Origin of the sequence: Kineothrix sp. IPX-CK, assembly GCF_039134705.1 — a bacterium.
Lineage (GTDB): Bacteria > Bacillota > Clostridia > Lachnospirales > Lachnospiraceae > Kineothrix > Kineothrix sedimenti.
In genome coordinates, this window is record NZ_CP146256.1 from 3365653 (window position 1) to 3381900 (window position 16248).

At 38.4% G+C, this 16248-nt stretch carries 14 protein-coding genes and 1 pseudogene; 2 read left to right on the forward strand and 13 right to left on the reverse strand.

What is annotated here, in order from left to right:
• Positions 1-9: 9 nt before the first annotated feature.
• The 11 genes and pseudogenes from V6984_RS16120 to V6984_RS16165 all read right to left on the reverse strand — a co-directional run bounded on the left by V6984_RS16120 (position 10) and on the right by V6984_RS16165 (position 9251).
• Positions 10-1056, reverse strand: a complete 1047-nt coding sequence (locus V6984_RS16120; protein ID WP_342756630.1) for a hypothetical protein — start codon at positions 1054-1056, stop codon at positions 10-12.
• Positions 1057-1087: 31 nt separating this feature from the next.
• Positions 1088-1201, reverse strand: coding sequence for a VOC family protein (locus V6984_RS22360; RefSeq protein ID WP_425324262.1), 114 nt, complete (start codon positions 1199-1201; stop codon positions 1088-1090).
• Positions 1202-1267: 66 nt separating this feature from the next.
• Positions 1268-1480 carry a hypothetical protein gene (locus V6984_RS16125; protein ID WP_342756631.1) on the reverse strand — a complete coding sequence of 71 codons (213 nt, stop codon included), beginning with the start codon at positions 1478-1480 and terminating at the stop codon, positions 1268-1270.
• A gap of 68 nt (positions 1481-1548) precedes the next feature.
• Positions 1549-2538, reverse strand: coding sequence for a MerR family transcriptional regulator (locus tag V6984_RS16130; RefSeq protein ID WP_342756632.1), 990 nt, complete (start codon positions 2536-2538; stop codon positions 1549-1551).
• Between the two features lie 116 nt (positions 2539-2654).
• Positions 2655-2954 carry a hypothetical protein gene (locus V6984_RS16135; protein WP_342756633.1) on the reverse strand — a complete coding sequence of 100 codons (300 nt, stop codon included), beginning with the start codon at positions 2952-2954 and terminating at the stop codon, positions 2655-2657.
• 463 nt (positions 2955-3417) lie between these two features.
• Positions 3418-4296 (reverse strand): M56 family metallopeptidase, encoded by an 879-nt coding sequence (locus V6984_RS16140; RefSeq protein WP_342756634.1) that lies wholly within the window; start codon positions 4294-4296, stop codon positions 3418-3420.
• Positions 4297-4416: 120 nt separating this feature from the next.
• Positions 4417-4731: pseudogene (locus tag V6984_RS22365) on the reverse strand (hypothetical protein); the annotation flags it as partial.
• Between the two features lie 5 nt (positions 4732-4736).
• The gene (locus V6984_RS16150) at positions 4737-4925 is read right to left on the reverse strand and encodes a BlaI/MecI/CopY family transcriptional regulator (RefSeq protein WP_342760028.1); all 189 of its coding nucleotides are present in this window, start codon (positions 4923-4925) and stop codon (positions 4737-4739) included.
• Between the two features lie 227 nt (positions 4926-5152).
• Entirely contained in the window at positions 5153-5452 is a 300-nt protein-coding gene (locus V6984_RS16155) for a YmaF family protein (RefSeq protein ID WP_342756636.1), read from the reverse strand.
• A gap of 124 nt (positions 5453-5576) precedes the next feature.
• Positions 5577-6509, reverse strand: coding sequence for an alpha/beta hydrolase (locus tag V6984_RS16160; protein WP_342756637.1), 933 nt, complete (start codon positions 6507-6509; stop codon positions 5577-5579).
• A 387-nt stretch (positions 6510-6896) separates the two neighbouring features.
• Positions 6897-9251 carry a glycoside hydrolase domain-containing protein gene (locus tag V6984_RS16165; protein ID WP_342756638.1) on the reverse strand — a complete coding sequence of 785 codons (2355 nt, stop codon included), beginning with the start codon at positions 9249-9251 and terminating at the stop codon, positions 6897-6899.
• Positions 9252-9690: 439 nt separating this feature from the next.
• Between V6984_RS16165 and V6984_RS16170 the strand changes: the two genes are divergently transcribed.
• Positions 9691-10644, forward strand: a complete 954-nt coding sequence (locus tag V6984_RS16170) for a hypothetical protein (RefSeq protein ID WP_342756639.1) — start codon at positions 9691-9693, stop codon at positions 10642-10644.
• 226 nt (positions 10645-10870) lie between these two features.
• Positions 10871-11383 (forward strand): hypothetical protein, encoded by a 513-nt coding sequence (locus V6984_RS16175; protein WP_342756640.1) that lies wholly within the window; start codon positions 10871-10873, stop codon positions 11381-11383.
• A gap of 49 nt (positions 11384-11432) precedes the next feature.
• On the opposite strand, the gene V6984_RS16180 is transcribed toward V6984_RS16175, so the two are convergent.
• Both V6984_RS16180 and V6984_RS16185 read right to left on the reverse strand, forming a co-directional pair.
• Positions 11433-13034: a hypothetical protein gene (locus tag V6984_RS16180; protein WP_342756641.1), complete on the reverse strand. Its 1602-nt coding sequence runs from the start codon at positions 13032-13034 to the stop codon at positions 11433-11435.
• Positions 13035-14092: 1058 nt separating this feature from the next.
• Positions 14093-16045 (reverse strand): glycoside hydrolase family 127 protein, encoded by a 1953-nt coding sequence (locus V6984_RS16185; RefSeq protein WP_342756642.1) that lies wholly within the window; start codon positions 16043-16045, stop codon positions 14093-14095.
• Between the last annotated feature and the right edge of the window lie 203 nt (positions 16046-16248).

Here is a 16248-nt window from a genome sequence, read left to right on the forward strand (position 1 = left end):
TTACCTCCCTTAGTCGTTACCGATTACATTCTCATGGCGGTTATTTGAATGCTTGTAGAGTTTGTCCATAAAGGCTAACATTTCTATCAACTGTTCAGCCAATTCGTCGTTGATATTGTGCCAACGATAACCATACCCCGGAAAATAAGGGCATAAATGATATTCTTCTCCATTATGAACGACTTTCATTTGGGCAAGCGGACGTGTCCCGGTTTTATCGGTCTGCACACAATATCTACATCCGTCACATTTTTTTGTATGCTCTATTATAAAGTTTTTCACATTCGTATTTGCCGAATCAAAAGCCTCCAAGTATGTTTTCAAGCCATTTGGTATGCACAAACCAAAAACAACAGGATTTTTAAAGCAAGAGTCATATCGTGCCGATATGCCTGTATGTCTGATTTTGTATTCAAAGCCGCCGTTGGGCTGATCTTTGCTCCACATAGGGTTTGCATAAGTCAATGACAGCTTGCAGTCGCTGGCAGTGATATTGTAAATATCAAATCGTTTATATCCTTGTCCAATCATCCAGTTTTCAAGCTTGTGAAATGCCGCTTCCCCAAGCAGATATGCATAGATGTCGGAAGTATATGGGTATTTCTTATTAAATAAGCAAAATGAGAACTCGGTTAAATTGCTGTCAGGACGGGTTGACAGCCAAATCCAGGCAGCAGATAGATTTGTAAAATCGTTAATATCAAGCTTAGTGAGGATTATTTTTTGCCTTTTATTCAATTTTACCTGAGCACCTTGACCTATGAGAAACATATTTTGCAGCAGCATATCTATTGAATTACTGAATTTTCTCATATTAACCTGCAATTCAGGTTTGCCATAAGAAGATTTAATATAACCAGGATAAGCATCATCCTCATGAAGCGATGCGACAAAAAGCGATGGCTCGTCAAAAGCTAACTGATATAGTTTCTTTATTAAAATATAGAACTGTTCTTGTTCCGCCGCACTTACGCTCGCATTATCATCAGGAACAAACGGCGGAAGCAAATCGATATAAGCCTGTGCTATTCTTTGTTCTAAATTCTCAAAATTCATCTTTACCCCCCTTACTAAAAAATTAAAACTGCTACATTGACACTAAAAATTCCAATTCATTGTCGCATGGATCTGCCATACGAAAGGACTTTCCTCCCCATTCCGTTGTCATGGGCGGATTACAATCGACACCTTTTTGGCGCACTTTTTCATATAGAACGTTCAAGTCATCTACAAAAAAGACAAGATTCGCTTTTACAGTGGCGCCTCCCTATTTGTTTTCACTCCTAATCCAAAAATCAGGCTCTTTATCTGAGAAGCCAAATTGTACGCCGTCATAATTGCCATGATCTTCATTAATAATGGGTATTTCCAGAACTTCACGAAACCCATTGTCTCCGGCCTTTGTTATGGCGCAAGTTCGGGGATAACCGTTCTCGTTTACTGAGGTCAGTGTGGCAATCTTAACCTCCCCCAGAAGCAAACCTGCCTTATTTTCAATTCCTGCTATTCTTTCTTTTTGAATATCTGATGCTTTGATAATACCTTACCCTATTTTTTTTCTTTGATTGGAATCAGCAAATCCAGTTGAAGTCCATCTCTTTGAGGACCGGGAAGATAAACACGGTTAACATAGTTTAATTCCTCTTCTAGCCAGCCAAACATATTGCCCGAATCCCCGTTGCCGTCATAAGCATATTTCTTGCTGTTATTTAGCCAGTTCACAAACCAGTTCCATACTTCAAAGGAACCAAACGGTATCATGTGCGCAGCATAAAGCCCTCCGCCAAAGCGTTTCCTCATCAACGGCTCCGGCACTTCCATATCCTCGGGGATAGTAACCCACATTTCGTAGCCGTGATCATTGCTTTCAGTGGCCGGGTTAGGCGCGTTGAATCCATAATGTCGTAAGTCAGGTTTTATTTTGGGCAGATCGTGCTCTAATACGAATTTATCAATAATCTGCGCCACTTTGTTTTCCGGCTCATCTCCCGTATATTGATAAGCAGCCACAGTTGCAGGCGGCAGGTACACAATCCGTACATCGTCATCACTCAGTTTATTCAGATTATCACTTGCCCTTTGTAAATCCTCCATTATCCGCCTCTCACTCATACTGCGGCCTGTTTGAGCAAGAGGTGCAATCATTGATAGAATAGTGGCATCTTCCAGAATATCTGACATAAGATAGATACCTGATTTTTCACGAAGCTCATCCACAAATTTAATTAATATTGATCGGATGGTTGATAAGGAATCCATTTCAATATTTATTTCATCAATGTTCCGAATAAGGATATTTGTTGCATTTACAGCATTTGGACGAGTGAGTATCACACCTATTTGCTTTAAAGGAATGCGTAATTTGCGTAGAATCAGAATTTGATTTATGGACGAGCAGGCGGCTTCGTCATAAACTCTATATGAATATCCTTCTATTCTTTGGCTTTTTATCAAACCCAGTTGTTCATAATAACGCAATGTACGTGTGGAAATATCAAACGTTTTTGTAACTTGTGTTATCGTCTTTAAACCGCTCATGTCTGACCTCCTTCCTTCAATCGATTTCCATACGTGTCGCCATGCAAGCAATCATTTCCCCTTATCCGCCCAAGACATTAGATATTTCTTAACTCCCAGCCAGAAGAAACCCACTTTTAAATCTTTAACTGGTATCTGGCGGTTCTGTGGGAATCTTCTTGAGTAATCCTGCAAACAGTCTCCCTCCTGTATGCAACAAATTTACAGATCTCCGGCTGCAAGGCCTTGATGGGGCAGCCATAAATACATTTTAAGCAAAAATGGCACCCATCACCAAATGTTGGTTTTCCATTCAGCATAGCAATATTCCCTGAAGGACAATGCCCCGCACACCAGCCGCATTGGGTGCAGTGCTCCAGCACCTTTATCCGCTTACCCCAGTAGTGTCCTCCTGAAGTCTCCAGCTTTCCTATCACAGAAAAAATTCTGTCAATCCATAAAGGCTCGCCTTTTTTACAGACACCTGGTACTGCTGACCCGGCAGGCTGTGTTGGGGCAAACAACATCGGCCCCTGAAACAGAGATTACCGCCGCAGAGGCGTGATTTACAGTATACAAGCTATCAATCCACTGATAAACTGCTTCCGGTGCCGGAGTAATAGACAATCTTTATGTCGGAATATGTGTTCATCATATATGTACCTTATCCTTTGAGGCCACTGCCTGAAACACCCAATCTACATAATTTAATAAAATCCTATACCAGCTTTAGTTTATTTAAAGTGTTAATGAGAACTCCATTACGCTACATTATTTCCAATATTATAAAGTACGACACGACGTCAAAGTCAAGTCTTTTAAAATCCTTTTTAAAATTATAAAGGTCAGATGTCCTGATTGCTGCTTAACGAAAGGTAATACTTCTCAGGCCATATATTCCTATTGCATAATTTTATATTCGCTCGGGTAAAAGCTTTCCAACACCGAAACTTCCACAGTCTTTCCTTTATATGTTTCCAGCCAATTGCTATATTCCGAATTATTCCATACGCTTCCGTCCTCAAATGTAATTTCTTTTATCTGATACAGTGCATATGCTACTTTGTTTGGATGGGCATTTTCTATCTCAGACCAATCCATTTTTTCGCTGTCATACAAAGACCAACCACCTTTGACATTATAAGTCTGTTGCGGCAAAATATCCAGTTCCTCTTTTACCAAATACTCATAGGTACTTTCAGATGAAGAATCAAGGAAATTCCATTGTAATTTTAACGGCCCGCCAGACTCGTCATAACTCAACATCCCATACTGGATCCCAGTTATTATCTTATCAGTATTGTTTGTTTTAACATCATGCAAATATGGATGACCATTATCATAATAAGATAACTCTACGTTCTCAAAAATAAAGGATTGGTTGTTATTTGATAATGTAACTTTGGATTTCTCCTGGTTGAATGGTCTAAGTTCGCTTACTTGTGCTGATGTTGCAAAGACAGCGACCGAACTAATAATCAGTATAAAGACTATGCAGCTTGTTAATATTGAAGCTTTTTTGTATAGCATAATCGCTTGGATCCTTTCTTCAATAGCATTCTTACTGAAATTGTTTACGAGGGGCGCAAAACGGTTTCTTCTCTCTTCCAGCTCGATCAATGTCAGGGCATAGGCCAATCTTACATTTTCTCCGAATATCCTTACAACAGCTTCATCACAGGATAATTCTATATCTCGATTTGCTATTACATACATTAGCCACACAAAGGGATTGAACCAGTGAACGCACAGAGCTGTCACCATTACTAACTTTATCATCGTATCAAATCTCCTGATATGCGCAAATTCATTGTTTACCGGGAGCGACGTCTTATACTCTCTACGGCAACGCATGTGTGTTATAAGAAAAAAAAGCGCACAGGCCACCAAACCAATAATCCAGATTACCACGAAAGGAGATACATTTGCATTTGCCGTTTCCGGCAGAGTAGCTATAGTCTCTGTAACAGCCGTATTGCTTAGCATAGCAGATATTTCAGCCAATGATAAATCCGGTTTATAGAATCTGTCCTTTAGCATATTTATAACTGAATAAATGCTGAATCGTGACGAAACCTCAAAGGGAATCAACAAGCGGCATAATACCACACCCCACAAAACAATAAATATTTTTGGGGGGAATTTGTACAATAGCAGCGCACGGAGGATTACGATAACCAGAATAAGCACAGAAGCCGAAAAACTCATGATCATCCTCCTTATTCCAGACTGTTGACGAGCTGCTTTAATCTCTTAATTTCTTCCGGGGATAAATTTTTTCGTCCCAGAATAGAAGCCACAAGCTGGTCCGCGACACCATCATACATTTTGTTAATGAGTTCCGTTGTTTCAAGCTCTCTTGCCTGTTCAATCGTGACAAGGGGATGGCATACAAATTTTGGTTCAATCCGTTATCTTAATAATTATTTCTACACAAACGTTGCCCGCAATGATACAGCAAGGGCAACCGCCATCCTACTATAAGCACCATCAACTCATCAGACGAAAAAGAAAACCCGAACTCCATCAATTAAGTTTACTGCACGGATAATTTCCCCTTCTTGCTGAGTATCAGGCAAAATTAAAACAGACTGAAAAATATACTTTTCAGTCTGTTTTGAGGGTATATGGTATCTCATCCCATGTACGTTGACGTATTTTGGTTATAATAATGAATATGCCTTTCAGGTATAAATGCTATACCGGTAGCACCGCTGTAGTAATGATAATGACCGCCTTCGACGTAAATTGCAGGACTTGTTGTAGTATTGTAATTATGGACATGGTCATCGTTTAAGGATGTTGTTCCCTCCAAATAATGAAAATGACCTGCGCGATCAGGTGCCGAACTCGTCGTTCCCGAATATTCATGACGATGTTCAATATTAATTGTTGTCCTTCCGCTGTAATCATGTGTGTGTATTCCATTTGGCATTTCAACCACCTCATTGTACTTTATGAGGACTTAATTTTTTGGTTACGGTTTTCTGCTCCCAATTCAGTACAAATAAATAATTCTATCGCGCGTAGCTGCCCGACAACATGCCAGCCTTATAAAATTACTGCTTTTTCATAAACTTCTTAATCTCCTCTGCCATATAATCAGACTTATAATAATGCAGGCTATGACCGCAATCAAGTTCGATCAGTATGCAGTTCTTCGCGCGTTCAGCGAAATCTTCCTGCGCTTTTACCCAGCCTTCATACCCGGATGCCTGCCCCAGATTGGTAGTAAACATCAGTATCGGCACATCCGGAACCGCTAATTCGCCCGCTATCTTTGCATTATTTAAAACCACTTTGCATTCTTCATAAACATCTGTATTTAAGGAATTCCTATATACCAATAACTTATTTTGTTCAAATTCATCATCGGTCAAACCGTCCCGGTTAACATAACAAAAAGCCGGTATCCTGTGCATTCCAAAGTAAGTCATGGTTTTCATAAAAGTAATACCTGCCATATTGCTTTTCTTATAAGACTCCGGAACAGCCATATCGAGTCCTATTATTTTCTCTACTTCTTCGGGATAAGTATCCGCCCAGTAGATCGCTTCCAATGCCGACATAGAATGCGGCATCAGTACATATGGCATTTCAACCCCGGCCTCTTTCAAGGCTTTTCTATCTTCTTCCACCAAAGTCGCAACATCTCTTGGCAATCCGCTTACATCCGAATAACCATATCCAAATTTTTCAACAACTGCCACCTGATATTCATCGGTAAGTTTAGAATACAGTATTTTGTAATCATATATGGGCGAAGCAACACCTGAGCCGGATAACAGTATGATTGCCGCCTCCGAATCCTCTCTCTTACCTTCCACGTAAACATTCATGTTATAGCCGTCGACTTCAACAGCTGTTCCAACTTGCGTTATTTTATCCTTTTTCACCTTCAGCATGATAAAATGATATAATGCTGCAGCCGCCAAAAACATGATCAAGCAGCCAAATATTAGAAATAATGTTTTTCTGGTTCTTCTCCACATATTGAATCTCCTCTGGGGTAATATGAGTTGCTCTTACGTTTAGATTCTACTACAGAAATAGTGATCCTGTACAGTAGTGAGTCCTGAAATCTAAATTTGATAGTATCAAACAAGGAACTTATTCTTACAAGTATCTAATTTACATTAACTTCACTTAGTCCTTCCCTGTCCCAAGGCAAACAGCACTCAAAAACGTAGGATACTAGTCACATAACTCATCGACGACTATTTTACTGGACTTTTTGCGATAAGCGCAACTTTATGAACACAAAATATCCATCTATAAGATACCATTCATTTGGGGTAAATTACAAAATCCCGGGCACGAATATACCCGGGATTTTGTCCGAAATCTTACTTCTGAATACCCTTATAGCAGACAGATAATTAATAATTTTTCCAATCATGAATAATAAATTCTACGAAGGCTTGGCAACAAGCTTTTATAATTGTCCAATTTGCCAATATTCCTTCACCTTCTATTCCGGCTTTGGTACGCATCAATAAATCTTGCTTTGGATTAATAAAGTAATAATATAAATAATCTGTAACTTCTGCAATACTATAAGAACCAGCCCCCATATTGTTCAGCAAATATGTCATTCTATTGGTATGTTCATCCGCATAATACTGATAAAAGGAACCTGTTAATACATGTTCTTTAAGTGATTTACTTAATATTGCCCGAATTAGTGTATGAATAGCAAAACCATCAGCATCACCAAATATGTCACAATAGTTCATCTGGACATCATCACCGACTTCCATTCGCCCTATCCTATCTCGCGCATGCCTTATGTCACCGAGATATTCCCCCCTGGGTTCCAAGTTGTCTTTTAATATTTTAATTTCCTTAATAGCTGTTGCCAAGTCGCCTGCCCACCCGTACCATTCCGCCGGAATCAAAACCGGAGGGTTCAAATAGGCTGATATAACTGCCGCAAGATGATGAAGTTCTATAAGCCTACCGGAAGAATCTTTTAAAATAATATACCCCGTTTTCTTAATATATGGCTCCAACTCTGCCGCAAGATCAGGATGATTTGCCGTCATATAATCCGCAAAAATGGGGTTTGATACTAATGTTACATTAAACTCTAAATCTGTATATTTTTTATGCCATAAATAATATAATACCGATAATACACAAGATTCTGCATCTGCATTCGGGAAACATTCCCAATATACATCTTCCAGGCGGGAAACTATAGGTTCATCACCAATTTCACCTGTTGTCTCGACTCCGAGATCACGCCCGGATGCAATTACCCTGTCCAGATCAATTCGACTGCCATCACTGGCAATATAGGAACCAGTAGCATATTGATCAAAACTCCAATTTTCCGGCATTAAAAATCCCAAATTTCCACTATACCCAGTAGACATATTACTGACAAAGCTATTGACTGCCAAATTAGCAGAGCAGATAACACTACATGTATTCCTTGCCGAATATATACCCACTTTATAAATTGAAGAATTGGCCTTCTTTGCATCATTTATTCCTTGGAAATACTGTTTTACAGTTCCTTTAGCCTGAGCTTCCGTCGCATCAAAATCTACACAAAAGTAAATCGTACAACTAGGGATTCTTAGCTTAGTGGCAGCTTTTACTGCCTTATTCCAACTATCATATCCTGTCCTATAGGTAAAATCTGTAGCCGATGCATTATTTTCCTGAAACAGCGGAAATATCTTTAACCCTGTATTTTGGATATTACTAATCTCTTGTTCCGTTAAATTCTTGTCGAATCCACCTGAAACCTTGGTTAGATATCTTCCGATATATCGTATCCCATCATTATAAAGTGACTGAGCCTGTACTGCTGTTAATTGATATCTTGTATCAGCAGCATTGGCTGCTCTATCCATGTCACCCTTGCTCCATAATAATGCTCCCCAAGTTCTTCTGTTTACAGCACCCAAGGTGACGAGCGGATCTATATCCAAACACATAAATATTTGGAACTCCGTTACTTTACTTGCTACATGCTGATCGTAAACCCCGTTTATATTATTGACATGAAACTGATTGCATGTTAATGCACATTGCAATAGCTTTATCAATGCTACATTACTGCTTCCCACGGATATGGAAGGCATTTTATTAAAAGTATTTGGCCCCAAGGCTCCATCTGGGGTAGTATTGATAATACTCTGAAACGCATATATAAGCGCTTTACTAGTTTTTCTTTCAAAATGTCCACTAGTTGGAATGAAACCAAGACTGCTGAGATATAAATTTGAATAATTCGCGTTCAGATATTGCTGAGCTATACGAATATATACATCTGTGGTATTTGTCACAATTGTTGGATCAGTGGTAAGCAGCGACTTAAAGTAAGATGCTTCCATTGTTTCTGTACCATTAGCAAATCCCAAATCAGCTTTAAAACTCTTAATTGCAGACTTCGTAGATGTTCCCATAACCCCGTCAAACGGCCCTGGATTATAACCCTTGCAGATGAATCCTCCCTGTAGTATCTTTACTAACGTAACATTATTGGTAGAATCATTAATTGTAGGGCATGCAGACGAAGTACCATTGCCCCATAGACCATCAGGTTTTAAATTCAGATGAATTTGTAGTGCCATAATAAGCGCCTTTACAGTAGTATTCCCTGTCATGCCGTCTGGCTCGATTGGAAATGACCCCGAATTTTGCCCATTCTCATCATAATAAAAGTAACTTGGAAAGGTATCTCCTAACCATATTTGCACTTCTTGTACTCTTGAATCCATAATTAATTCCCTTTCTTTTTATTTTATTTAGCCGACTATATATAATAAAAAGGATAAAATCCTCAAATTGTAAACTAGTAAAAATAAATTAAAGTGATCTCATAAAAAAATCTTCTTGTAGAATAACATTATAAAATGCTTTTTCTTCTACGTAATTCTCTTTTTCATCCTTATATAAAAGCCTTGAATATTTGTTAATGAGTGGATTCATTTTATTGATAACTAGCAAGTTGTGGATATTTTTTTATCAGTGTATAATAATCATGATGTAATAATTTTCATAATAGTTAGTAAATAAGAAAGATATGTTATTTGAGTATCTTACAAAAATAGGAAAATATTTTAATACGATTTTTACAGAACTTAGCGTGAATTTGGGATGTGAAGGAAGAATATGGAATAATTTATCGTACAAATATTTGTAGGAGAATAATGAAAAATGGAGAAAGAATATCAAAAACTACGAGCATCTATTTTTAGATATGTAATATGGCTGATATTATTTTGGGGACTAAGAGCGTTATTATCCCTCTTTCAAATTGAATATCGTTTATGGTTGTCTGCCCTTGGTTACATTATTAGCACCATAACTCCATTTATACTATTTAGGCGACTACTTATCATAGGAAATCAGGGAAAGGAAGAATCTAGAAAGCTCCTGCAAGCCATTTCTTTGAAAGCATACAATATTTTTGCGTATGTTATACTTTTTTTTGCCGCAGTCTATGGACTCTTTACAATGAATGAAGAGAATATAACAGAAGATGGCAAGCTGGAAGTAGCATATGGCGTGTTTCTTTCGGAAAATTATTGGTATCCTTTCGAGAAAATTTCCTTTTGGGGAAGGACGCCGGCTTATGGACAGGAAGCGATACAAATGTTGGAAGAAAAATATGATTGCAAATTTAGGATTGACAGAGCCAGTCTCAACCTGGATATGCACTGGATTAAATATGTACCAGATACATACCCAGACCTGCGCGTAACGGTATATGGCACAAATGAATTGATAGATGATTTTTCGGAAACGTATATCGGCAGCATATTCTCGCAGGTGCATAAAGAACTTGGTATGGAGAGCAATCTTGGTTACCAGTCATTTGGTGGACCGATATATCATACTTGCCTCGTTTCTGATTGGAATAATCCAACTGTTTTAGTAAAGAATGCGGCATTGTTAATTTCTCGTGCATTGGAGAAAATGGACGGTGATGTAAATGCTCCCTGCACTTCAGGTGTCTTATATGTAGTAGTGAAGTACCATGATCAATCTTATAACATCCCATTACCTTTCGGGGATTCCAGCATATTACAGGAAAATCGTAGAACAAGAGATTATTACATTTCTCCTGAGCATGTATATGAGGAGATAACTCTCTTAATTAATGGCTAACATTTATACAACACGATACCATAATCAATAAGAAGAATCCGGGGTTAAAACCCCGGACTTTTGTTTTTTTCTGCTTTGGGGATCGCTGTAATGTCTTTATTTATATAAGGTATTATACAAATAATAAATTTTAAAAAACAGTTTACAATTTACACCTACATATATCTATATAATATAGATTTGCAAATCAACTATTATTATAAAAATTATAAGGAGGATAACGAATATGGCTTATCATGCAATCAACGAAGGTTCTAATATTACCGTCTACAGCCGTTCCAGCTGTGAAAGCGATTCAAAGTATGGAACACTCTACAATGGTGAGGTATTTACTTTCATCAAAGAACATAATGGATATTTTGGGAATTATGAAATTCGCTTTCTCAACAGCAGTGGGGGCTATGGCATTGGTTATATCAATACTGGTCAGTATGGCAATCTTGCTTACTCTGGAACATCTGTTACAGAGTCTGCGCTTGGGGCTACGTCATGCTATCGTTTTAAGCTTAGAAGAGCATTGAACGTAGTTTCTACAAGCGGGTCTGCCCATACAAGCCTAAGTGTAGGTGACTATGTATATACCCGTAGTGCTACTGCCGGCGAAAGCAATCCGGCCAATATGTACATTATCGGTTATAAGAAAGGAAGTGCTGCTGTCACTTCATACACCGGTTTTGTCACTTTGAATTATTCTGGCGGATCCATGTTTGCAACAAACTTTTGTTTGCAGAAAAACTAATTTAAAATAAATATCAGGGAACGAATGAATAATTCGTTCCCTAAAAATATCATTTATCTGGCTCTATTATACTTTCATATATATAAAAAATTCTCCCATGTTCATAGCCAATCTCAAAAAAAACATCCTCTTTCTGATAAATAGTAGTTGTATATACATTATTATCAGCGCTAACCACCTCTTCTATGGGTTCTCCTAAATATATTTCAGCTTCTTCTTTACGCATCCCAATGCTTATTTTTCCATCTCTTGATCCATAAGCTGTTGAGTAAAATCGATAAAGTTCCTTATTCTGATTAAAATAAAAAGTAAAGTAATTATCTAAGGTAACAAAACAATATACCTGTTCCCCTTCTGATTCACCATCTATCACCTTATAGCCCATCCCTATAGTATCCAGATATTCACCAAGTTCTTCCGGGGACCATCCATACTTACATTCTTCTAACTTCAAATTTATATCCCCATCCTTTTGAATGATACTGATTGGTTGAAATGTCTCAGAATAACTCACTTTTACAGGCTCAAAATCTTCCCCATTCATCGCGTCCTCTGTCCTTAAAATATCGTCAAATAAAGCATAGACCCTTTCTACGCTTTCTTCTCCTTTTACCCCATATCCACATGCAGCCAACTCTCCACCTTTTTTCTCGATAAAGGTAACGTATGGATATCTGCATTTTTCAGGATTATCCTCATAGAGATGTATACTTGGCGTCTGGATAGAATTAAACTCCATAGAATCAAACCACACCATTTTTACTCCATCCGTCACATTAGCAGGTTCATTTATGAAATCTTCCTCTCCACTGTTTATACCACAGGAACCAAAGGTATTATTTCCCCATAACCATAAACTCCCATCTTCTTTAATCGCACCCGCACAAAAAGAACTGCATGACACATACTGAGCTCCTTCCAACACCTTTACCGGCTGGGAATAACTAATACTCTTCACTTCTTTTCCACCCTTGGAAGAAGTGGTACGAAATTCTCCCCACCACCATACACTGCCATCTTTTTGCAATGCAATAATATTTCTGTTCCCACATCTTGCATAAACAATGTCTTTCATCAGTAAAACCGGCTTTTCAGTCACCACACTTCCTGGATTTAAAAAGTAGTCTTTCCCTTCTATATTTTCCATACCCATTAATCCATTTAGATTATCTCCCATTCCATAAAGATGACCTTCTTCTGTAAGAAAAATAGTGAAATATACTCCTCCTCTATCTACATGGATGACGTTTTCCGCGATTTTATAAGGTGCGCTTTTAAATGAATCTATCCCCTCTTTTTCTTTAAACCCTAGCTGACCATATTCATTGCTTCCTTCGCCCCAAAGCGTTTTATTTTCATCTATAAAGTAATAATTTCCAGCTTCTGCCTTACTGTCAATATAGTAATTCTCGATATGGAATTCTTTGCTTATCTGCAAGTCATCCATATCCTCTACTAAAAACTGGTTAGTGCTTGTTTCATTTAGTACTTTTACAGAAAGATCATCCTCTTTGCCTTCTTCCAGCTCAATCCCGCTATTTTCCTCAGCACTTCTTCCCTTTTCTACTATCTGTAGCGCTACTATAAACACTGTAATTAAAAATAAAACAAATACAGGTAATAAAACATTAACTTTAATTTTTAAGGACATAGTTCCTCCTGGCCTTTTTAAAATACAGTCTCTGAACAATGGGACAATAACATCTCACTCTACTAGCACTTTTTCTTATTTGCATACCCAACACATTTTCACGATTATTAAATATAATATAACATATTAGTTCAATTGCAACAATGAATTAAATCTTATTTATTCCTTATATATTCTGCATAATACGAGAATTTACCCTTTCTTTTTATCTGAGAATTCTTAACCAATTATATATAAAAGAATAATCATACATTTACCCTCTAACCAAAGCATCGTAAAAAATCTATTCATTCTAAAATTAAGAGAAAATATTATAATTCCAAAAAGAATTATGAAGCACCTAAAATTACAAAAGGGAGTCGTAATGATCGGAATCAGCGCCCAGTGGATAAAATCGTATGCTTTTCTAGTATCTCTGTTTTCCTTACTTTTTTCATTTTCTACTCTATCTCCGCTTTATGAACACCTGTTAGTCGTAGAATTCATTAGATTACTCTATCAAATAAATATAAATGGGATAAGTATAACTTCTTCCTTAGCAATTTATAACATTCTCTTTGCCTCCTTTCATGTCTTCACCAAACATCTTCCCACAAATCACTATAACTATAATAAGCCTTACGTTATCTATAATAGATTGCATCAAGGGAAGCAAAAAAGACATTATCGTGTATATCATATTGAAATGATTGCACTCTAATGTCTTCCCCGTGCTCCCTATTTTCTTTTTGTTCTATCCGTTCTTTAATGTATCAAGTCAGCACCTTTCCTTTGCAACAGGGCTGTTGTCTCCACATGCCTTGAATAGACAAAAATAATATCGGGCAAGCCTGATTGGATCTTGGAGGCCGGTTTGTTTTAAGTAAACGGAGGTCTACTTTCTAAAATTTATAACTCATTCTAGTTGACATATTTATTTGTAAGTCTTCTACTCCAATAATATAAGTGCAGAGGGACATTCAAAACCATAGTAAACTTTGATAATACCTAAAAACCGATTCGATATAAAATGCCCCTTATAGGTGATTCATAAAAGGGGCATTTTGTCTGCAAGAAAATTACCTATACCGGATCCAAACAGTCATTTCCCCGGGCCTCCTATTGCACCACATGCTATAAGGCACGGCTTTTATGATTGTTTCCTTCTCCGTATTTACCGCTGGGCGGTAAAGTTCGTCCGGCCAGTATTTATCATCTGTCCTAATTGCCGTTGTTCTTATTGTAACGGCACCGTTTAAAAAGCTGTTGTCTTTTTCAATTTCAAGACTACAGTCCAGTGGAATCGATATTGCCGACAAGTTACTTCCGTTATCAATCTCCTCAAGACAGTATACCAACGGCCCCCTTGTGATAGCAACCTTTCCCGCATCGGCCCGAACTTCTGGATTCGCCTGGATTAATACCGCAGGCATATCCATTGACAATTCAACTGTATCTTCATCATTCCAAATCCTACTGATTTTGGCATATCCCTTTAAGATATCCACACCGGTTTCCAAAATCTTTCCGTTCACCCTAAGCTTGTAATTCCTGCACCAGGCCGGTATCCTCAATGCCAGTGTAAACTCCTTTTCACCGAAGCCCGTAGCTTTTAGCCTTACGTTCCCATCCCACGGATAGTTTGTTTCCTGAGTAAGTATAACCGAAGTGCCATCAAGATCAAATTCTGCCTTTCCGCCTATATAAAGATGAGTGTATATGGAGTTTTTTCCTACCGTATATATATATTGACTCAGCGACATAAGCAATCTTGCAATATTCGGCGGGCAACAAGAGCAACTGAACCATTTCTGCCGAACAGGCTTGACATGCTCCATTGCCGGATTCTTCTCGCAGGCCTCCGGAAGTACCTCCAAAGGATTAACATAGAAAAAGCTCTTCCCGTCCAACGCCATTCCGCTCAAAATATTATTGTACAGTGCTCTTTCCATAACATCCCCATACTCGCCCTTCGCCTCGATTTTCAGCATCCTGTGGGCAAGCATCACCAGACCCACCGAGGCACAAGATTCCGCATATACAGTATCATTGGGGAGATCATAATCAAAGGTGAACCCCTCTCCGAAAGCAGCAGAGCCTATTCCGCCCGTAATATACATCTTACGCTTTACTATATTATCCCATACATTCCTGCAGGCATCAAGAAGCCCTTCATCCCCTGTTTCTGCTACAATATCAGCAATAGCCGAATACATATATACTGTTCTGACCGCATGGCCTTCCGCTGTTTTCTGTTCCCTCACCGGCAGGTGGGTCTGCATGTATTCCCTTTTAAACTTACTGAAGCCCGGCCAAAATTCCAGGATATCTCTTTTCTCCCTCTCAAGGCTGAAATAATAAGGTTCCTTCCCTCTTTCATCAATAAAGTATCTGCTCAGGCTTAAATAGCGCTCATTGCCAGTGATCCTGTAAAGTTTCACCAAGGCAAGCTCTATTTCCTGATGTCCGCAATACCCCTTCATCTTCCCAGGCTCAGGACCGAAAACTGAATCTATGCAATCCGCAAGACGGCATACAACATCGAGCAGCTTTCTTTTTCCGGTAGCACTAAAGTATGCAACACCCGCCTCTATCATATGTCCTGCACAATACAGTTCGTGGCATTCCTCAAGGTTTGTCCAGCGCTTTTCAGGTTCTTTAATAATAAAATAAGTATCAAGGTAACCGTCTCTTTGCTGTGCTTTTTCAATAATATCAATGACCTCATCCGCAGAACGCTCCAACTCACTGTCCGGCGTCTGCGAAAGACTATAAGCAACGGCCTCCAGCCATTTTGCAACATCGCTGTCCTGGAATACCCAACCTTGAAATTCTCCAATCTCAAGACCCGCGGCAATCTTGAAGTTTTTTATGGCATGGCTTGGTTCAGCACCTGGAATATTGTCGTTTAATGCATCCTTCTGATATGGAAGCACGACATCCCGGATCAGCTTTTGATATTCCGACCAGAAGCTGTCATTGATTACGGTTTTCTTTAGAGTCAGTGGATATGATTCGGTATGCTTTGTCATATAGTTCTCTCCTTTGGCGCATTTTAGCGTTTTTACTGATTCTTGAAGTTTAAAATCCTATGTAGTATACTTAATTTTAACAAAATAGATTTTGCGAATCGACCCATAAATATGAAGAATTGGTGGTGAAATCCGACATATGTTTTATTTTAAGGCTTCCCTTGATAGACCTTTTTCATATATTTCTTCCGGGCAATTTATTT